The following is a 19,672-nucleotide window of genomic DNA, read 5'->3' on the forward strand; positions in this document are numbered from 1 at the left end:
GCGAGGGGTTTAACGCCCGCCGAAGTCTACACAGAAGCATCCGTAACGGGTAAGGATGTGGAGGGCCTCCGGAGTCAAAAGGTTGTGGCATGTACATAGAGATGCATTTGAGAACTTGAGAGATCCATTTATTCCCCTTATGACATTAATTCCGATAACTGAATTGCTAGAGACACGAAGCGCTGTGGAAATAGGGCTACGCTGGTGCTTGGAATTAATTAAACTGCGTAAGGAAAGTTGCGAGTTCTGTAAAAGGAATAGCGACCGATGGTTAAGTGGAAGTCGGATCAACCATAGTACTCTGAGGTTGGGAGAGCCAACTACATGGGGAAGGATTTGACGGGAGTACGTAGCTTGCAAAGGTCACTCATACCCGACGCTGAAGATTGGGAATACTATGAGCTTCCCTCACTGCGAGGAATAGCCAAGAAAGCAAAGCAAGAACCAGAGTATCGCTTTCGAGATTTGTCGCGCTGCTTAGATAAAGAACATCTAGCGCACGCATTTGGTCGCATGAACAAGAAGGCAGCCCCTGGAGTGGATAAAGTCACCTACCAGGACTATCAGAAACATTTTGATAGCAACACTGACGACTTAATTGAGCGATTAAAAAGACAGAGCTACAAAGCGAGGCTGGTGAAAAGGAAACACATACCTAAAGCACCTGGAAAAACGAGGCCCTTAGGGCTTCCTGTGTTGGAGGACAAGCTTCTTCAGACCGCAGGGAGTTATTTATTGGGAGCAATATACGAGCAAGACTTCTATGACTTTAGTTATGGCTATCGACCCAACCGCGATGCACGTCGAGCGGCTGATGACCTAGCCGTCAGACTCCAGTTTGGACGTATTAAATATATCGTAGAGGCGGATATAAAAGGATTTTTCAATCATATTGATCATGATATCTTACTTGAATTTATTGCAAAACGCGTGGATGACAAACGATTTTTACGTTTGATATCCAAGTGGCTGAAAGCCGGTATATTAGAAGAAGATGGTGAAGTGGTGGTGCCTGAAGAGGGAACACCGCAAGGGGGAAGTATCTCACCGATACTCGCCAACATCTATCTTCACAACGTAATCGATGAGTGGTTTGAAGAAGAAGTAAAGCCCCGATGCGACGGCGATGTATTTATCTGCCGGTACGCAGATGATTTTGTCTGTGGTTTTCAGTACAAAAGCGACGCAGAGAAGTTCTACGAGGTTTTGCCAAAGAGGTTGACGAAGTATAACCTTGAGGTGGCCGAAGAGAAAACAAACTGTATCCGGTTCAGTCGATTTAATCCAACGATGGAGAGCGCATTTCACCTTCCTGAGTTTTGACTTCTATTGGGAGAAAGACAAAGGTGGAGAGGCGCGATTGTTCCGTCGAACAGCAAGAAAAAAGTTACACACTACGAAAGCAAGCTACCGTGAATTTATTAAAAAGTTTCGACATATGAAAACGTCGGAGTTAATGGATTTACTGACAGTGAAGCTATGAGGGCACAATAATTATTTTGGTGCAGTCGGGAATTTCTATAGCCTGTACTCGGTATACGATCACGTAGTAAAATTGCTGTACAAATGGTTAAATCGGCGTAGCGGAAGGAAAAGTATCACGTGGGCCAATCTTAAGCGGCTTATTAAATACCGATCGCTCGCGTTTCCTCAGTGCAAACAAAGACAAACGGATAAACGGGTATGGATGTAATGATGGAAGCTATGCACTGCGAGAGCGAGTACAACCGAGGAGCCGGATGCGGGAAAACCGCACGTCCGGATCTGCATGGGGGGTTCTATGTAAATGGGATTCCTACCATAACTGTTTAAAGCGATGCTGAGAGAACTCTATAAGAAAACTAATCCGATCATAGTGGCATGTTTGCTACTTGTTTTCGGTCTGCGGTGGTACGAAGAAGGGGTCGTGCACTCTATTGTATTCTGCTCCATTGCTATATATATGTTTTCGGGCTGGTGGACAGTTAGTAGATTTCAATTAGTGGGGCCGAAAGTCGCTATTAAAGAAACTCCATGGAGCTATATCTTTATTGGATACTGCGTTCTATTTATTCCTGTGTGGTTGTTGTACCAATACGACAGTAAGCCATGGTTCGTGCTTATCTGGCCAATTATTATCGCATCCACAATAAATGGTATTTTGTGGCTATGCAAAAAGTTAAAGTTGATGTAAACCCAGGTTATCAACTGAAGTGCAATGAAAGTGATTAACGAACATAGACTGCCTCCGGTGTTTCCATATTTAAACATTTTCTAGGTCGTCGGTTAAGTTTCATTGCAATTTTATCGCAATCCTTTTGAGTTATGCTCTTCATTGATTCTCCTTTAGGTAAATATTGTCGTATGAGACCGTTGGTATTTTCGTTTAACCCTCTTTCCCATGAGTGGTAGGGGTTGGCAAAGTAAAATGTTGAGTTAGTGACGTCTTCAATTTTTTTGTATTGATGAAACTCGGTACCGTTATCAGCGGTAATTGTTTTTACCTGATTAACCTGTTTTTTGATTAGCTGAATAACTTTTCGATTTAACTCGTCAGTCGTACGGTTCCTAATTTTGCCAATGATCGTGTATTTACTTTTTCGATCAACTAACGTGACAATTGAATGTTGATCGCGTGAACCATGAACGGTATCAATTTCGAAATGACCGATTCGGCTCTTATTTTCTGCCCCTAGAGGTCGCTCAGAGATATGGGCCTTATTGGCTAAAACGCCTCTAGAGTCAGGGCTTCTATATCTTTTTCGGCGTTTCTTGCTTGATTGACGTAAGTGCTTATAGAGATCCCCTGAATAAAACATGTTGTACCAAATATAGCGATAAATGGTCGAATGGCTGATTGATAATATATTGCACTTCTTAAGCCACAAGGAAACTTGTTCTGGACTCCAATCGAGGCGTATTAAGGCGATGACCATCTGAAGCTCGGTATCATTGAATTGCCATTTACGACGAGACTCCCTCCGTATTCGAGAGGTACGTTTTACTGCTCGCGCTGCGCAGTATTTACCGTCTGGGCGACGATTTCGTTTTAACTCTCTGGAGATCGTGCAAGGATCGCGGCCTAAGGCCCGTGCAATATAGGCTTGAGATTTACGTTGCTTTAAATAGGCCGCTATAGTATATCTTTCATCAGTGGTGAGCTGGTGGTACATCATGAGGTCCCTCTTCTTGCCGGTCGAGAAAAACCATGAGTATCCCAGTTCACCCTATATAAAGGAAGATGCAGGCGCGTTGCACTTACTTTGCGAATTCGGCAAACATAACAATTTTGTCAGCCGGACATTTTTTGCTACGCTTCGTTTTGCGGTGGCTTCGCCACTTTACCGCAAAACTCCACTACACAAAAAATGCCAGTTACAAAGACGTTAGCTTTCAACAGGAGTATCGATGAAGTATTACTTAATTGCGTTACTTTTATTGTTTTGTTCGTCCGTACTTGCAAAAGAAGTGGCGGATCGGCTTGCTTGGTTTAATGAGGCTCAATGGGATCTATCTACGGAAATACAGTCTGCTAATAATGAGCGTTTAAATGAACTAATGGTGAACCTCGGCGAGTTATGGTTGCGAAGGGATGGAGCATTGGGTTCTGAAGTTGCGCCATTTATCATTGAAGTCATCGTAAAAGAGCCTAGTATTGTATTTACGTGGTTTAGGCAACACCCAAAACACTACGCCAGTTTCGTCGAGAATCTTGTAGTGGTCTAATAGCACCGGACACTTTAATGAGAGACAATATTAGTCAACAATTAAGGTGTCATTATGAGTCAGAAGCGTACTTACAAGCAGTACCCGAAAGAGTTTAAGGAGGAGGCCGTTGCGCTTGTTCGAGAACAAGGCTATTCCGTTCCTGAGGCCGCTAAATCGTTGGGTATCGCAACCAACATGCTCTACAAATGGAAAGAAAAGGTGGAGTCTAGTGAGGCAGGTGAAGTGCTGGCCGAGGATGAGAGAGTCGAGCTTAAGCGCTTGCGCAAGGAAAACAAAGAGCTGCGCATGGAGAAAGAGATTTTAAAAAAGGCCAGTGCCTTCTTTGCGAAAGAAATGAAGTAAAGTACGATTTCATTCAGACTGAATCACCTCGCTTTCCTGTAGTTATGTTGTGTCGCGTGATGGGCGTTGGGAAAACGTCCTATTACGATTGGCTTAAGCGCCCAGGCACAGTGATAACAAGCGATACCTTGCACCTACACCGTAGGATGAAGTGGCTTTTCGAGCAGAGTCGCAATAGCCTGGGTAGTCGCGAGATGATGAAGAAATTACGCGAAGAAGGCTTTCAGATTGGTCGTTATCGGGTTCGTAACTTGATGCGCAAGCTTGGCTTAAGGGTCACTCAGCGAACCGCCTATAAAGTGACAACCAAACGCAAAACCTCGGATGCCGTAGCCGACAACTTGCTGAATCAGAATTTTAACCCAGTGGGGCCGGATCAAATTTGGGCGGGCGATGTCACTTACCTGAAGACCGGCGAAGGTTGGATGTATTTGGCGATTATTATGGATTTGTACTCGCGTCGAATTGTTGGTTGGTACATTGATAAGCGCATGACAACTAATTTAGTGAGCAAGGCCCTGATAAAGGCCTACAACCTAAGACAGCCGCCTAAAGGCTTAGTTTTTCATAGCGATAGAGGCTCACAATATACCAGTAAGCGCTATCGAAAACTTCTAGCGGCTTACGATATGCGGGCGAGTATGGGAGACGTTGGTGCCTGTTGGGATAATGCGGTTGTTGAACGCTTCTTCGGAAGCCTTAAACACGATTGGATATTTAAGATTGCGCAGCCGACAAGAGCGCACATGAAGACTGACGTGGGCAAATATATGCGCTACTACAATGTACATCGTTTTCATTCGGCGAATGAAGATTTATCGCCAATAAAATACGAAGAATCCAAGTATGTGCTGCAAAATGGAAGAGTCGGTTCTGCTCGAATAGAGCAGGTTCGACACTTCGATTCTGCAGTCAACAAGTGAAGCGCGTTAGCAGGGAATTTATAAAAAATAGGTGTCCGGTTTTACTTGACCAGAACATCTTCAATACTCGGTCTTTACAGATTACAACGGTGACTCCGAGTTAGTAAAAGAGTTGGAACAGCTTCGTGTAAATGCAATTTCTGCTTGCAAATCGATTAAAATAACTAGTAGTTCCCCAGAAATAGATAGTTTGGCAAAGGCTCTTGAGTCTCAGTTGGTGGGTATATCTGTACGAGAAATAGATTAAAAACCCAGGTTATCAACTGAAGTGCAATGAAAGTGATTAACGAACATAGACTGCCTCCGGTGTTTCCATATTTAAACATTTTCTAGGTCGTCGGTTAAGTTTCATTGCAATTTTATCGCAATCCTTTTGAGTTATGCTCTTCATTGATTCTCCTTTAGGTAAATATTGTCGTATGAGACCGTTGGTATTTTCGTTTAACCCTCTTTCCCATGAGTGGTAGGGGTTGGCAAAGTAAAATGTTGAGTTAGTGACGTCTTCAATTTTTTGTATTGATGAAACTCGGTACCGTTATCAGCGGTAATTGTTTTTACCTGATTAACCTGTTTTTTGATTAGCTGAATAACTTTTCGATTTAACTCGTCAGTCGTACGGTTCCTAATTTTGCCAATGATCGTGTATTTACTTTTTCGATCAACTAACGTGACAATTGAATGTTGATCGCGTGAACCATGAACGGTATCAATTTCGAAATGACCGATTCGGCTCTTATTTTCTGCCCCTAGAGGTCGCTCAGAGATATGGGCCTTATTGGCTAAAACGCCTCTAGAGTCAGGGCTTCTATATCTTTTTCGGCGTTTCTTGCTTGATTGACGTAAGTGCTTATAGAGATCCCCTGAATAAAACATGTTGTACCAAATATAGCGATAAATGGTCGAATGGCTGATTGATAATATATTGCACTTCTTAAGCCACAAGGAAACTTGTTCTGGGCTCCAATCGAGGCGTATTAAGGCGATGACCATCTGAAGCTCGGTATCATTGAATTGCCATTTACGACGAGACTCCCTCCGTATTCGAGAGGTACGTTTTACTGCTCGCGCTGCGCAGTATTTACCGTCTGGGCGACGATTTCGTTTTAACTCTCTGGAGATCGTGCAAGGATCGCGGCCTAAGGCCCGTGCAATATAGGCTTGAGATTTACGTTGCTTTAAATAGGCCGCTATAGTATATCTTTCATCAGTGGTGAGCTGGTGGTACATCATGAGGTCCCTCTTCTTGCCGGTCGAGAAAAACCATGAGTATCCCAGTTCACCCTATATAAAGGAAGATGCAGGCGCGTTGCACTTACTTTGCGAATTCGGCGCAGCTAACAAGTCAAAGCACGCGGACATGGTAAAGCTGTCATCTTTTTTGTTCCAAAAAAGCCGCCAACTTCACCATGCCGGTGTTTGAGGCGTTAAGTATTAAATATGAATATCAAGACAGGTGTTGAGGTAGCAGGTGAGTCGTGGTGTGATGTGAATCTTGAATCGTTTACTTGGAGTAGTGGCGGTCGAGATGTGATATTGACTTTCCTAATGCACGAAAACCAAGTTGGAGTATTAACTTGCACCTGGGCTCATTCTATCAAATTTAATTTAACCAGTAGAATTAATGAAGGTGGATTACCATTAAGCTGGAACGCCAAAATTGAAGAAAATGATGTTAACGGTTGGGCGCTATTGTTTGATTTTTCGGACCGTGGGGTTGTGGAATTAATTTGTAATGAAATTTCACTCGAGCTACGAGTACGTACTTAACAATACGCTCAAACATCGCTTCGGCCTTCGGCCTCCACTGGACGCCCAATGCTACGCTTGTTTGTGCATTTACTTCGTAAATTATTGCACAAACCAGCTACACATTGTGCGCCGTTTAGCTCAGCGTTAGCAAGCCAAATGAACAAATATATTGCAATCATATTAATGCTTATGACCAGTGAGGCCTATTCAAATCATGAGCCGTGGATTGAAGACGAATATTTCTTCTACAAGCAGGGAGAGGTTCGGAGTTACACCTTTACGCCTAAAAGGTTTGTAAGGCCAGAAATCGTTATTTATGATTCTGATTGTATTCTCCCCAAGGATCTTTTTCTAGCAAATAGAGATGGCACCAAGGTAGATAAATTGAATTGGGAAGTGCTTATAGAGGTTCTCCGGAAGGAGAAAATAATTGAAAGCCAAAACCTAAAACTTAGAGCCGGTTTTTTGGGCGATGAAAAGTGCTATAATTCCTTGTCGTTTAACCAGCTGAAATCTATCTCTTGGAAACTCTTTCCAAAAAAAGTTACTGTAAGGTTAACGGTACACTCAATAGATAGTCGATTTAGTCAGCCGGACGAACGATTGTCATTCGGGATCAGGCATAGTCCTGTACCATGAGATTGCTAACAAGAAAATGCACCTGACAAAATTAAGCATCGCCTTGGTTGTAGTCAGGCGGTAAACTGGAACAAAAACTATTATCAATGCCTTTTCACTGCTTAATTTTTCAGGTGATTTTGGCGTTAGCTTCCCTAAAGGAATCAAAAAATTAATGTTATTACGTTATATTTATGCACTTATATTATCTATGTTATCACTCACCATTAAGGCTGAGGAAATTTCGGAATATAGAATAAGTGGTACGGAAATAGTAACAATCAGTTCAGGTATTAATAAACAAGATTATGAATTATATATAAAGCTACCTCGTAACTATTCACAGACGAAAAAAAATTATCCCGTTGCAATTTTAAGTGATACTGGATTTTCTTTTCCTATCGCTAGTGGTGTAGTTGGCCTTATGGGAGGCAGAGATATTGAAGATCTCATTCTAGTAGGTATATCATATTCAAAAGGGAGTTCTTCCGAAATTAGTCGGACTAGAGATTACACGCCAACTTTCGCTCCAGGTGAAAAAGGAGCACATTCCTTAGAAGCTCAAAAATATTCGGGTAAAGCATTCCAGTACTTGGAGTTTTTGGAGAAGGAGGTTTTTCCTTTAATATCTCAAAAATACCGTATTGATGTGGATAATAAAATCTATATAGGCCACTCTTTTGGAGGGCTTTTGGGAGCTTACACCCTTTTGGTTAAACCAGAACTATTTCAGAAATATATTATAGGTAGTCCGTCATTATGGTATGACGAAGGAGCTATTTTCCGTCTAGAAGAGGCGTATGCAAAAAAGAACAAAGCGATGAATGCAACTGTCTTTATGTATATTGGTAGCGAAGAAAATAAAAACAACCATAAAAGCATGGTTGATGATGTCTTGCTTTTCGAAAAAATACTTAAAAATAGGCAATATAAGGGATTAACGTTTAACGCCTATGTATTGGATGGAGAAACACATTTTAGTGTGTTTTCTCTGCTTTTAACAGACGGCTTAAAAAAAGCAATACCAAAGGGCTAAAAACAGAAGCTAACAAGCGTGTCATGTCGGAACTCCATTCCAGCGCTTCGCGCTTCCACTCCGTCCGCATACACGGGCGTGTTCTGGTCAAGTAAAACCGGACACCTATTTTTTATAAATTCCCTGCTAACGCGCTTCACTTGTTGACTGCAGAATCGAAGTGTCGAACCTGCTCTATTCGAGCAGAACCGACTCTTCCATTTTGCAGCACATACTTGGATTCTTCGTATTTTATTGGCGATAAATCTTCATTCGCCGAATGAAAACGATGTACATTGTAGTAGCGCATATATTTGCCCACGTCAGTCTTCATGTGCGCTCTTGTCGGCTGCGCAATCTTAAATATCCAATCGTGTTTAAGGCTTCCGAAGAAGCGTTCAACAACCGCATTATCCCAACAGGCACCAACGTCTCCCATACTCGCCCGCATATCGTAAGCCGCTAGAAGTTTTCGATAGCGCTTACTGGTATATTGTGAGCCTCTATCGCTATGAAAAACTAAGCTTTTAGGCGGCTGTCTTAGGTTGTAGGCCTTTATCAGGGCCTTGCTCACTAAATTAGTTGTCATGCGCTTATCAATGTACCAACCAACAATTCGACGCGAGTACAAATCCATAACAATCGCCAAATACATCCAACCTTCGCCGGTCTTCAGGTAAGTGACATCGCCCGCCCAAATTTGATTCGGCCCCACTGGGTTAAAATTCTGATTCAGCAAGTTGTCGGCTACGGCATCCGAGGTTTTGCGTTTAGTTGTCACTTTATAGGCGGTTCGCTGAGTGACCCTTAAGCCAAGCTTGCGCATCAAGTTACGAACCCGATAACGACCAATCTGAAAGCCTTCTTCGCGTAATTTCTTCATCATCTCGCGACTACCCAGGCTATTGCGACTCTGCTCGAAAAGCCACTTCATCCTACGGTGTAGGTGCAAGGTATCGCTTGTTATCACTGTGCCTGGGCGCTTAAGCCAATCGTAATAGGACGTTTTCCCAACGCCCATCACGCGACACAACATAACTACAGGAAAGCGAGGTGATTCAGTCTGAATGAAATCGTACTTTACTTCATTTCTTTCGCAAAGAAGGCACTGGCCTTTTTTAAAATCTCTTTCTCCATGCGCAGCTCTTTGTTTTCCTTGCGCAAGCGCTTAAGCTCGACTCTCTCATCCTCGGCCAGCACTTCACCTGCCTCACTAGACTCCACCTTTTCTTTCCATTTGTAGAGCATGTTGGTTGCGATACCCAACGATTTAGCGGCCTCAGGAACGGAATAGCCTTGTTCTCGAACAAGCGCAACGGCCTCTTCCTTAAACTCTTTCGGGTACTGCTTGTAAGTACGCTTCTGACTCATAATGACACCTTAATTGTTGACTAATATTGTCTCTCATTAAAGTGTCCGGTGCTATTAGACCAGTACAGAGTGACCCTTAAGCCAAGCTTGCGCATCAAGTTACGAACCCGATAACGACCAATCTGAAAGCCTTCTTCGCGTAATTTCTTCATCATCTCGCGACTACCCAGGCTATTGCGACTCTGCTCGAAAAGCCACTTCATCCTACGGTGTAGGTGCAAGGTATCGCTTGTTATCACTGTGCCTGGGCGCTTAAGCCAATCGTAATAGGGCGTTTTCCCAACGCCCATCACGCGACACAACATAACTACAGGAAAGCGAGGTGATTCAGTCTGAATGAAATCGTACTTTACTTCATTTCTTTCGCAAAGAAGGCACTGGCCTTTTTTAAAATCTCTTTCTCCATGCGCAGCTCTTTGTTTTCCTTGCGCAAGCGCTTAAGCTCGACTCTCTCATCCTCGGCCAGCACTTCACCTGCCTCACTAGACTCCACCTTTTCTTTCCATTTGTAGAGCATGTTGGTTGCGATACCCAACGATTTAGCGGCCTCAGGAACGGAATAGCCTTGTTCTCGAACAAGCGCAACGGCCTCTTCCTTAAACTCTTTCGGGTACTGCTTGTAAGTACGCTTCTGACTCATAATGACACCTTAATTGTTGACTAATATTGTCTCTCATTAAAGTGTCCGGTGCTATTAGACCACTACAGCGTTATGCGACAAATAAATCTGGAGTTCTAATGAAACAAAGTATTGCAATAGATATGGATGAAACAGTAGCTGATACATTATCTCGTCATTTAGAATGGTACTGTAAAGAATTCGGTGTTTCGCTCAATAAAAAAGATATGAAAGGAAAAAGAATTTACGATGTTGTTTCAAAAGAAAACCTTGATACCGTAAAAAATTATCCCAATCATCCTGATTTCTTTAAAGATTTACCTGTTTTTGAAGATGCTGTTAGTGTTATTCAAGAGCTAAGTATTAAATATGATATTTATTTTGTCAGTGCGGCGATGGAGTACCCAAATTCATTCAACGCAAAGTATGAATGGTTAAAACAGCATTTTTCATTCATAAGTGATATGAATTATATTTTTTGTGGTTACAAAGGAATGTTAAATTGTGATTATTTGATAGATGATAGTTCAAGGCATATAGATGCTTTTAATGGTGATGGGTATTTATTTAATGCACCACATAATAGTGAACAGACAAATTATAAACGCATAAATAGTTGGGCTGAGATTGGCGCTCTGTTCGCATAACAAGCGCTTCAAACGGAAAAAATACAGCTGGCTGTTTTCACTCCGTTCAACATTTTAGCCAGCTATATTTTTCCGCTTAAGTAGTAACAAGAGGGACACGCACTCAAAAATCCCAAGATGTAGTGTTTTTGTTGTGTGTCGCCACTAGATAGCGGTTTTGGTTAGTGGAATTAAAAAGCGGGTGTCCCCGGTAAATCGAGCTGTCACCTTTTTTGCGGAGCAAAAAAACTGCCAGCCTGCTCCGGCAATTGCTGGCGGCGTTAAGTGTATGAGAGTAGAAAATCACATAGCTATGCTGTTCGCCAGTACCTGTTGGGTGCTTAGCGCATCTTTATCGCTTTTTATATTTTGGCCATTTGTTGTTTTTGCTTCTATTATTGCCGGCTATTTCCTGGCAGGGTTATTGCCTTGCTTCAAGGTAAGGGAGGTCTTAGCTAACGGCTTAGCCTCTGTTTTTTTCGTGGTGGTTGTAGTCTTCGTTCTCGGTAAAATTGGGTATACTCAAAACGAGTGGCAGGTAATGCTGTATTTTGTAGCGCTAGTTCAATTACTAGCATTTTATGCTGGCGGGCTATTTTCAACATGGAGGCATCGTGCCACAAATCACACTTAATCGGGTAGCCAGGAGTTTTTAACTCCCAGCCCCCACACCACCGATCAAGCGGCTCCGCAATCGGCGGTTCCCTTCCCATAATGAATCTCAACCCATCTATCGCGTAGCGAGTAATAACCAATATTGGCTAGATGCTCATTTGAAAGCGCGATGTTTATCCCCTGCGTCCGTGCACTATGCCAATAACTTTTGCTCGACATACCACAGCGAATCGCGAGATCTAGAGAGGCACCAAGACTTGTTAGGGTACGAACTTTTGTTCGTACCTTGCTCCACTGTTTCCAGTGGTACATACGCAACCGTCGACGGATCCATGAATCTAGATCTACGCATTTCTGGTAGCCTTGAGCAATGCCAAAATAATTAATCCATCCACGCATGTACGTCGTAAGCTCCTTCATAAGTTTACTCACACTAATTCCGCGTGATCGACCCGTCAGGCTCTTAATTTCATTTCTAAATTTTCGTTCGGCATCGCTGTGCCAAATAATAGATTTTCCATGAAACGTAAAACCTAGGAACTTACTTTTACTCGTTGGGACTACTTGGCTTTTACGCTCATTTACTTTGAGCTTAAGCTTCTTTTCGACAAAGTGAGTCACACTTTCTAATACGCGATAACCTGAACGCTTACTGGCGACGATAATAATAAAATCGTCGGCCCACCGAGCAAACTTATGACCTCGGCGTTCGAGTTCTTTGTCTAAAGGGTCAAGCATTATATTACTTAACAGCGGAGAGAGAGGCCCACCTTGCGGTACACCTTCTCGGCAGTCGAGTAACACACCGTCTTCAACGATACCTGTCCTTAGGTATTTGTAGATTAATTTCAGCAACGCTTTATCGTGTATTCTTCGGCCTAGGTAAGTCATTAATAGATCATGATTCACACGGTCGAAGAATTTTGATAAGTCCACATCGATGGCGATCCTTCGACTCTCTTCAACATAGGATTGCACTCGGGTTATCGCTTGTTTTTGCGATCGCCCTGGGCGAAACCCATAATTGAACTCAGAGAATAATGGATCAAAAATCGGATTAATGATTTGCACTATGGCCTGTTGAATAAGCCGATCGAAGACCGTCGGTATTCCTAGTCCGCGCAGACTGCCGTCATCTTTTTCGATATAAACACGCTTTACTGGATAGGGTGTATATCGACCATCTCTAATATCTTCGATCAGATACTTCCCGTGGTCTTTGAAGTGAGCTTGAAATTTATCAATAGTTAACCCATCTATTCCAGCGGCTCCCTTGTTCGATTTTACCTTTTTCCAGGCTTTGTTGAGATTTTCACGGGATAATACTTTATCCATTAAGTGGGTTGTTAGGTTTGGTAACATGACAGTGCTCTATCGGATCTTGTTGGCCGTCTGGTTAAAATTCGTTAGGCTAGTCACACCTCCTACCTGAAGGTAAGGGTTCAGTCCTTCACCGTGTCCATCTCATTACAAGATGGCATTTGGCTATTATGACGTCGGCTGACTTCTGCTTAATCACCCACAGCATTACTCCCGTCGGCGCTGTTGTGTTCCACCTTATTTATCCGTAACTCCAGGTGGCAAAATTACGTGGGGTCTCATTTGTGAATCAGTGACCGAAACTGATAACAGCACAACTGCTTGTTAAGCAGATCTCCCCGGATAAGAACGCGTACTTTCCCTACACTGCTGCATCATTTACCTTAACCACGTTGGATCACTGGGCTTCGCTATCTTGTGCTAGCTCGCCCCCGGAATAGGCCTTATATGATGTTTCTGTTCGTCAGCTCGTAGTTTTGCTAGCGGCTTCCTCTGCACCAAACCTCGCGGTTTCGCACTTGCCATTCGCTAGTAGTTAACGGGTTATAGCGATATACTTTATCCATAACCGGTGATCCTCCTACAGGGGACTTTCACCCCATTAGTTCGCGCCCATGCCGGGCGTACACAAGGCGTGCCAGCTGACATTTTGGTCGGCGCTTCGTGTTGTGTATGGCTTCGCCATGCTACACAAAACTACACGCCAACCAAAATGCAGCTGCACTTAACGTTACATTTAAAATCAAGGAAGTTTATATGAAACCGGTTATCAGTCTTATAATAATTATCTATTCTTCTGTTGCTAATGCGGGGCTTGCATCTATCTGGGTTGCAAATGAAGTGAGTACTCCTCCGATTCAAAGTTATATTAAAATAGAGCCAGAGTATTTAAGTATTCCAATCACATTAAAGGCTGACTCAAAATCAGCTATGGAAAGACATCAACTAATCGGAAAGCTAGAGCAATACGTTACCTCTAAAGCGGCTTCGGAGGCTACAATTGACTTGGTTTATGGTGAAGTATCACTTTCAGAAAGAGAACCGGGCGGTTTCAAGTCATACGGAAGGGGAAGTGAGTCCAATATATATCTTACAACCAAGCTCGAAAGCAGTGCTGAAATTTTTGATGCTACAGAACGAATTTACAAATTTATCCGATCCCTTGAGCCTCCTGAAGATACAGAATTAAACTACGGCTCAACTAAGCTTGCTATCGAAAACCCAGAGCAATATATTGAACCCCTAAAATCGAAAATAGGAAGTGAGTTAAAATCTACTAAAGAAGCTTTAGGTGTATCACTAAAAGCCACTATTACGGGCCTATCATCAGGTGTTCGAGTAGCAGAAGTAAAAAATCGTAAGCTAATAGTATTTTTACCTTATGTTATTACTTACTCAGAATAAATGTAATCGGGTAGCCAGGAGTTTTTAACTCCCAGCCCCCACACCACCGATCAAGCGGCTCCGCAATCGGCGGTTCCCTTCCCATAATGAATCTCAACCCATCTATCGCGTAGCGAGTAATTGCCAATATTGGCTAGATGCTCATTTGAAGGAAATAATCGGACACCCATGTTAACGAAAGGAATGAGATGGCCACATTAAGGAATAATTGGCGCGCTATACCTTCGGTTATGAATGATGTGTTTGATAGGCGTAAAAATTTAGGTGAGCGCCGAAAGGTCTAATGGCAAAATAATCGGACACCCATGTTAACGCCGCAAACGGCAAGATACCTGGCGATTGGATGCGTAATTGCGTTGATAGTAAAAAAGGAAAGCTGTATTACAGTCATCGAATGTCAGTTGTGGAACCGGTTTTTGGAAATATCGGTACGAATAAAGGATTAAATCGCTTCTCATTACGCGGTAAAGAGAGGGTGCAAGGGCAGTGGTATTTTTTAGTTTGATACACAACATCGAAAAGATTAAGAATTACGGAAGAATTGCTTAAATGCACAGACATATCCACAAATACGCGATGCCAAATCGCATAAGCGTGATTATGTTAATGAAATCTGCTTAAATGGCAGGTAATGAAATAATAAATATAAGCTTGTGGATAGCTGATTGTGGATTATGTTTTTCTACAGGCTCGTTATGAGTAATTAAATTGAGAGCAACTACCGCTAAAGAAAAGAAGATAATTTGTTCGATTTTTGAAAAATCAGGATTAATTGAGCCTTTATCTGAAATGCTAGTTGAACCAATGCAAGATGGGGGTATGGGTAGTCTTAAGCTTGGGTCAAACCATGAGTCTCGATCTTTCGGAAAATGCGCAGCTGAGATTGAATCTGAAGATAGTGATGGTGTGCCTGTGATATTCTCACTGTACCTAGATAAAAGTGGCGCCCCGTATGAACTCGATGTATTTAAAGCCGATTTTAGTACTACAAAGGTTCTAAATGACCACTCATAACAAGAAAATCAATTCGGCCTCCGCAAGCTGTCTTCTTTTTTGCGGAGCAAAAAAACAGCCATCTCGCTCCGGCGAATTATTTTGGCGTTAGAATTATTGAGATGTACACCAAGTTAATAGGCTATATATTAGAAAATACCCGTCCAGAACTCATCGGAGCTGCTTTGGTAGTAATCTATGGCGGCAGTTATTTAGCGGGATATTTTGCACTGCAACTATTTTCACGAATTATTAGCTGGGATCTCAGTATTAACTTCTACATGCTAAATATATTCATTGGTTGTATTGGGGTTGGGGAATTAGCTCGAGGGCTGGCAAAAATTGTGTTAGGGAGTATCAACGGGAAAATGTCGCTTATTACTACGGCTATTTCGGGCGCTTTTTGTGTCGGTATGTTTTGGGTGCTTATGGTGTTTAAATGGAGCCACAATAGTTTTAAAGATGTTCCACTAGCGGCATTGGTAGGGGCCGTCTTCTATTTGGTTTTGGCTGGTGCGATTATGCTGGAAAATCGTAAAAAACTCTAAAAAACTGCTCAAATTGACACAGCGGTCTTCGTTCCTTTTTGTGCTTTCTCTGCGCTCATTTTTGCATAAAAATCCACTACAACCGCTGTGAAATTTAGCAAGGCGTTAGGCATACAAACATGGTTCGAGCCCTTTTAATATCGACTCTACTTATTACGCTAGTTGGATGCGGTCCGGCAGTATTTCGAGAGGAAATATTTTATATAGAGAATGGACTAATTCATAAGGAGGATAAATCTTCGGTGTGGCTGTATATCTCATCCACGGTGAAATCGAAAGATATCTTTCCAGTGTATTACTCTTCTTCGAAGTCGGGACCATATTCAGTGTACTTTAGAGCTACGTCAAATCTAGATGGGTACGATTCAATTTATCTAACTAATGTTGTAGTTCGTGTGGCTGGCGAAAGCGAGAAAACGGTTCTGAACGAGAAAGTAGTGAAAAGGTTTAGTCCGCTTCCTGACCACAGTTACTCAGATATAAGCATTCAATTGCCTTTGGACAACATATTAACGTTTGCAGAGGGTAAGAAGGTAGAGGTTTGTATCAAGTATGGCTATAACGATTCAAGTGTAGAGTCAGAGCATTGTTCTGTTTTCTACGGTAAAAAGAGTAATAAAACAATGTCAAATTTTGACGTATATCTGAGCGTATAAAATTCCCCAGGTTATCAACTGAAGTGCAATGAAAGTGATTAACGAACATAGACTGCCTCCGGTGTTTCCATATTTAAACATTTTCTAGGCCGTCGGTTAAGTTTCATTGCAATTTTATCGCAATCCTTTTGAAAAATAATCGGACACCCATGTTAAAGCCCGGAAATTCGTCCCTCCCCGGAAATTCGCTGAATCAGGCGTGAGTTTAAGCCGTCTAGTTTCTAGTAAACTGCACTAAAGCATGTAACGAAACGGATAAGGATAATTGACGGCTGCGCGCCATTTATCCTTATTCGTTGGCCAAACTAGCTGTCGCCAAGCGCTGGCCGTAACTGTTATTTAATAAAAGGCTCTTATTAGGAAGAGCCTCACTGGTATAGGTGTCACTGGACATTTTGTAGGTGTTTCTCCACAAATTCTACGGTTTCTACTACTGCCTGAATACGTGTTGCGCCACCTTGAAGGTAATGCCCGTCGTCTTTCAATTTTACTAACCGAGCATCCCCTTTTGCCTTCTTGATAGCCTTGTACATTAGCTTGGACTGCTCGTATTCGATGACAGTATCATCTTCGCCGTGCAATAGCAGAACCGGTATTTTTATTTTATGCGCTGAATAATATGGCGACAATTCGTTTAGTGTTTCATTGTTATAATCTCCCGCCAAAATACTCCGATTCCAATAGTCCAATACCCAGCTCTCTTTTCCGTACCGGCGTTCATCTTCTTTTAACATTTTGGGTAGATGGCTGACGCCAGCTATTGATACAGCGCATTGGAACAGCTCGGGTGTGGAAGACGCGCCCATTAAAGCGGCATAGCCGCCATAACTGGAACCCACAATACAAACACGATCGGGGTCAATATAACCCTTGCGTGCCATTTCGCTCACAGCGTCTTCTAGGTCATCTTGCATTCCCTTGCCCCACTCCCCCCAGCCAGCCTCATAATGTGCTTGACCAAAGCCGATAGAGCCACGAAATTGTGGTTGAATTACCAGGAAGCCTCGCGAAGCCAGTGCTTGGGCCATAAAGTCGAACCCGATTACATCTTGGGATGCTGGACCGCCATGGGGTAATACCACGGCGGGAAGCTTTTTTATGTTCGCCAATTTGGATTTAGGTAAGGTGATTAGTGTCGGGATTTTTAAACCATCTCGCGCTTTAATTTTGGTTGCTGCAATGGGATTGATTTCTGCCTGATCAATATCAAGCCGAGAAGAGATGATAAATGATGGTTTTTTTCCTTCAGTAAACAGAAAGTAGTCGCCAGCATATAGCGTGCCTTCAACCCGAACAACAATGTGTTTCCAGTCATCTGTCCAGTCACTCAAGTAAACGGAGTGCCCTTCAAATTTCGCTAATATCGCCTGTATCCTCTCATGTCGATTGTGATCCAAGATCTGATAGTCTGGGGTGAAGCCCGCATACTCTAAGCCAACAACAACACCCTGATTATTCAAAATTAGGCCGGTTGTATCCTTGCTCTCAGTGAGTGCCACAAACGGTTTGACACTTCCGTCTGTTAATGAAAGCTCTAAATATTCCTGACCGTCGTCACTGCGCGAAAATACTAACGCAGAAAAATCGGCATTAAGGCCTTTAAAGGTGTGCGTCAAAATGGTTGACTCATAGCTGTACAGCACGTTCCAGCGCTTTCCGTCGAATGCTTCAATGCTGTGCTCATTCTTTGTATTATTTACCTGTTCTCGCGCTAAAATATTTCCTTTATTATCCATAAAGTAGTTACGCGTATGTCTTGTTCCCTTACTTGCAATGAAGGGCGCTCGCTTTCCGTTAATTCTCACCTTTAACAGCGAGTAGTCCGGCGCGGAATCAAGATTGTGCTCTGAAACGAATGCGGGCATGTACAAAATTTGACCGTCAGGCGACTTACCCACCACTCTGCCCATTCCCGTTTGACCGATTGTTATGGTTCTGGTGCCCCTAATAGTTTCCCCGAGGCTTATCAATTGCTCGAGTTTATTGTTCTTAAAGTCAAAGCTATAGGCGGTGCTAGCGTTAAAGCCATAGTCGTAACGTCGCCAGTCCACATGACTTGAACTAATAATAATTAGATATTCGTTATTCGAAAAATAAATTCCCCGTGGGTTCATTTCGTTAACGACTATAGCGGCGACTCTTACTTTATCCTTGAGTGAATAAACAATAATATAATCTTCTTCGTCGGACTCCGTTCGCCGATAGGCAATTAGCTCACCATTAGGCGAAATACTAACATCGCTTACCTGTTCTTGTTTTCCATAGGTTTCAAGAGTGGGAGCTCCAAATGCCAAAGAAATGCTTCCAAACAATAGCCCCATGAGTATTATTTTTATATGGCGTTTCATTACTCGATCCTTGTTTTAAATCTCAACCTGAACATACATCTACCAACCAATAACCTAGACGTGCTGCACAATGAGTGTGAATTCGTTACAATCAGCAATGTAACATTCCAGTGTAATCACTTCAATAAACCAGGTGTTTAATGCGATGTTAGCGATTCGCTCGGATGCCCGCTCAGCATGGGTGTCAGTGCAATAAAAATAATCGGATACAAAAATAATCGGACACCCATATTAACGAAAGGAATGAGATGGCCACATTAAGGAATAATTGGCGCACCATACCTTCGGTTATGAATAATGTGTTTGATAGGCGTCAAAATTTAAGTGAGTGCCGGAAGGTCTAATGGGTTTAATACTTAAGGTGGTAGTGGTGTGGTTTTTACCACCTGTTGTAGTTAGGGCTAAGATCATTTTTAGTGTGCGACGATTACGTGTCTAGATTTAGATATGTATGTATAGGTGTTGTTGAAAACGGTCTTGTAGACGATGAATAAACTGTTAAATACTACGGGCTTCGACTCAATGAGTGAAGATTACGCACCTTACATAATGATTATATTTTTTTGTTCTCTTTGGAGCGGGTTGGTTCTGTGTTACCCGAGTACTTAAGAATATGGCAAATATGGAGGGCCCGGTATTAGATAATGTTGGGTCTGTGGTGAGCTCTACTGGATGGGACGTGGAAATGTCAATGGCGTGGAGATGCGAAATTGTATAAGGCTTGTCACATATGAAGACGGTTATCTTTTGGAAACAAAGAAGATGTTCGGTGCGGTAAGCGTTGGTTGCCTAGGGCTAAATTGGTCTTAGTTAAGGA

14 protein-coding genes and 4 pseudogenes are annotated in these 19,672 nt (G+C 42.6%); 11 read left to right on the plus strand and 7 right to left on the minus strand.

Annotated elements, in window-relative coordinates; genetic code table 11:
- Positions 1 to 324 precede the first annotated feature (324 nt).
- Positions 325 to 1,323 carry a reverse transcriptase domain-containing protein gene (locus H5647_RS13045; protein ID WP_200911586.1) on the plus strand — a complete coding sequence of 333 codons (999 nt, stop codon included), beginning with the start codon at positions 325 to 327 and terminating at the stop codon, positions 1,321 to 1,323.
- Positions 1,324 to 2,207: 884 nt separating this feature from the next.
- Here H5647_RS13045 and H5647_RS13050 read toward each other — a convergent pair.
- On the minus strand, positions 2,208 to 3,155 hold the full coding sequence (locus H5647_RS13050) for an IS30 family transposase (protein ID WP_045856342.1): 948 nt from the start codon (positions 3,153 to 3,155) through the stop codon (positions 2,208 to 2,210).
- A gap of 232 nt (positions 3,156 to 3,387) precedes the next feature.
- Here H5647_RS13050 and H5647_RS13055 point away from each other — a divergent pair, with 232 nt between their 5' ends.
- On the plus strand, positions 3,388 to 3,705 hold the full coding sequence (locus tag H5647_RS13055; protein ID WP_045859115.1) for a hypothetical protein: 318 nt from the start codon (positions 3,388 to 3,390) through the stop codon (positions 3,703 to 3,705).
- Between the two features lie 54 nt (positions 3,706 to 3,759).
- Positions 3,760 to 4,973, plus strand: a protein-coding gene (locus tag H5647_RS13060) for an IS3 family transposase (protein WP_236074887.1) whose coding sequence is annotated in 2 segments (ribosomal slippage) — positions 3,760 to 4,009 and positions 4,009 to 4,973 — 1,215 coding nt in all. Because the reading frame shifts where the segments join, the coding sequence is not laid out codon by codon here.
- Positions 4,974 to 5,256: 283 nt separating this feature from the next.
- On the opposite strand, the pseudogene H5647_RS13065 reads toward H5647_RS13060, so the two are convergent.
- Positions 5,257 to 6,203 (minus strand): annotated as a pseudogene (locus H5647_RS13065) (IS30 family transposase).
- A 207-nt stretch (positions 6,204 to 6,410) separates the two neighbouring features.
- On the opposite strand from H5647_RS13065, the gene H5647_RS13070 reads away from it, so the two are divergent.
- The 3 genes from H5647_RS13070 (at position 6,411) to H5647_RS13080 (ending at position 8,376) form a co-directional block, all read left to right on the plus strand.
- Positions 6,411 to 6,740 carry a hypothetical protein gene (locus tag H5647_RS13070; protein WP_045859120.1) on the plus strand — a complete coding sequence of 110 codons (330 nt, stop codon included), beginning with the start codon at positions 6,411 to 6,413 and terminating at the stop codon, positions 6,738 to 6,740.
- A 138-nt stretch (positions 6,741 to 6,878) separates the two neighbouring features.
- Positions 6,879 to 7,361 (plus strand): hypothetical protein, encoded by a 483-nt coding sequence (locus H5647_RS13075; protein WP_045859122.1) that lies wholly within the window; start codon positions 6,879 to 6,881, stop codon positions 7,359 to 7,361.
- A gap of 154 nt (positions 7,362 to 7,515) precedes the next feature.
- Entirely contained in the window at positions 7,516 to 8,376 is an 861-nt protein-coding gene (locus H5647_RS13080; protein ID WP_045859123.1) for an alpha/beta hydrolase, read from the plus strand.
- A 136-nt stretch (positions 8,377 to 8,512) separates the two neighbouring features.
- Here H5647_RS13080 and H5647_RS13085 read toward each other — a convergent pair.
- Together H5647_RS13085 and H5647_RS22175 are read right to left on the minus strand one after the other, a co-directional pair.
- Positions 8,513 to 9,726 (minus strand): IS3 family transposase gene (locus H5647_RS13085; RefSeq protein ID WP_236074888.1). Its coding sequence is split into 2 segments (ribosomal slippage): positions 8,513 to 9,477 and positions 9,477 to 9,726, totalling 1,215 coding nucleotides; the frame shifts between segments, so codons are not numbered across the junction.
- 68 nt (positions 9,727 to 9,794) lie between these two features.
- Positions 9,795 to 10,366 (minus strand): annotated as a pseudogene (locus H5647_RS22175) (transposase); the annotation flags it as partial.
- A 98-nt stretch (positions 10,367 to 10,464) separates the two neighbouring features.
- Between H5647_RS22175 and H5647_RS13100 the strand changes: the two are divergent.
- Positions 10,465 to 10,992, plus strand: coding sequence for a 5' nucleotidase, NT5C type (locus H5647_RS13100; RefSeq protein WP_045859127.1), 528 nt, complete (start codon positions 10,465 to 10,467; stop codon positions 10,990 to 10,992).
- A 657-nt stretch (positions 10,993 to 11,649) separates the two neighbouring features.
- On the opposite strand, the gene ltrA is transcribed toward H5647_RS13100, so the two are convergent.
- A complete protein-coding gene (gene ltrA, locus H5647_RS13105; RefSeq protein ID WP_045859132.1) occupies positions 11,650 to 12,948 on the minus strand; it encodes a group II intron reverse transcriptase/maturase in 1,299 nt (432 codons plus the stop codon).
- Between the two features lie 714 nt (positions 12,949 to 13,662).
- Between ltrA and H5647_RS13110 the strand changes: the two genes are divergently transcribed.
- The 4 genes and pseudogenes from H5647_RS13110 (at position 13,663) to H5647_RS13125 (ending at position 15,851) form a co-directional block, all read left to right on the plus strand.
- Positions 13,663 to 14,310: a hypothetical protein gene (locus tag H5647_RS13110; RefSeq protein WP_162926393.1), complete on the plus strand. Its 648-nt coding sequence runs from the start codon at positions 13,663 to 13,665 to the stop codon at positions 14,308 to 14,310.
- A gap of 304 nt (positions 14,311 to 14,614) precedes the next feature.
- Positions 14,615 to 14,859: pseudogene (locus H5647_RS22560) on the plus strand (transposase); the annotation flags it as partial.
- A 159-nt stretch (positions 14,860 to 15,018) separates the two neighbouring features.
- Positions 15,019 to 15,324 carry a DUF6984 family protein gene (locus tag H5647_RS13120; protein WP_052692059.1) on the plus strand — a complete coding sequence of 102 codons (306 nt, stop codon included), beginning with the start codon at positions 15,019 to 15,021 and terminating at the stop codon, positions 15,322 to 15,324.
- A gap of 101 nt (positions 15,325 to 15,425) precedes the next feature.
- On the plus strand, positions 15,426 to 15,851 hold the full coding sequence (locus H5647_RS13125; protein ID WP_045859135.1) for a hypothetical protein: 426 nt from the start codon (positions 15,426 to 15,428) through the stop codon (positions 15,849 to 15,851).
- Positions 15,852 to 16,545: 694 nt separating this feature from the next.
- Here H5647_RS13125 and H5647_RS22565 read toward each other — a convergent pair.
- Both H5647_RS22565 and H5647_RS13130 read right to left on the minus strand, forming a co-directional pair.
- Positions 16,546 to 16,644 (minus strand): annotated as a pseudogene (locus tag H5647_RS22565) (IS30 family transposase); the annotation flags it as partial.
- 246 nt (positions 16,645 to 16,890) lie between these two features.
- On the minus strand, positions 16,891 to 18,855 hold the full coding sequence (locus tag H5647_RS13130; RefSeq protein ID WP_052692060.1) for an alpha/beta hydrolase family protein: 1,965 nt from the start codon (positions 18,853 to 18,855) through the stop codon (positions 16,891 to 16,893).
- Positions 18,856 to 19,672: the final 817 nt, after the last annotated feature.

The sequence above is a fragment of the Teredinibacter purpureus genome, from assembly GCF_014217335.1.
GTDB classification, from domain to species: domain Bacteria; phylum Pseudomonadota; class Gammaproteobacteria; order Pseudomonadales; family Cellvibrionaceae; genus Teredinibacter; species Teredinibacter purpureus.

Coding starts and splice junctions, on each gene's coding strand:
- H5647_RS13055 (WP_045859115.1), top strand. CDS start 3,388: ATGAAGTATTACTTAATTGCGTTACTTTTATTGTTTTGTTCGTCCGTA.
- H5647_RS13070 (WP_045859120.1), top strand. CDS start 6,411: ATGAATATCAAGACAGGTGTTGAGGTAGCAGGTGAGTCGTGGTGTGAT.
- H5647_RS13045 (WP_200911586.1), top strand. CDS start 325: ATGGGGAAGGATTTGACGGGAGTACGTAGCTTGCAAAGGTCACTCATA.
- H5647_RS13075 (WP_045859122.1), top strand. CDS start 6,879: ATGAACAAATATATTGCAATCATATTAATGCTTATGACCAGTGAGGCC.
- ltrA (WP_045859132.1), bottom strand. CDS start 12,948: ATGTTACCAAACCTAACAACCCACTTAATGGATAAAGTATTATCCCGT.
- H5647_RS13130 (WP_052692060.1), bottom strand. CDS start 18,855: ATGAAACGCCATATAAAAATAATACTCATGGGGCTATTGTTTGGAAGC.
- H5647_RS13125 (WP_045859135.1), top strand. CDS start 15,426: ATGTACACCAAGTTAATAGGCTATATATTAGAAAATACCCGTCCAGAA.
- H5647_RS13050 (WP_045856342.1), bottom strand. CDS start 3,155: ATGATGTACCACCAGCTCACCACTGATGAAAGATATACTATAGCGGCC.
- H5647_RS13100 (WP_045859127.1), top strand. CDS start 10,465: ATGAAACAAAGTATTGCAATAGATATGGATGAAACAGTAGCTGATACA.
- H5647_RS13110 (WP_162926393.1), top strand. CDS start 13,663: ATGAAACCGGTTATCAGTCTTATAATAATTATCTATTCTTCTGTTGCT.
- H5647_RS13080 (WP_045859123.1), top strand. CDS start 7,516: ATGTTATTACGTTATATTTATGCACTTATATTATCTATGTTATCACTC.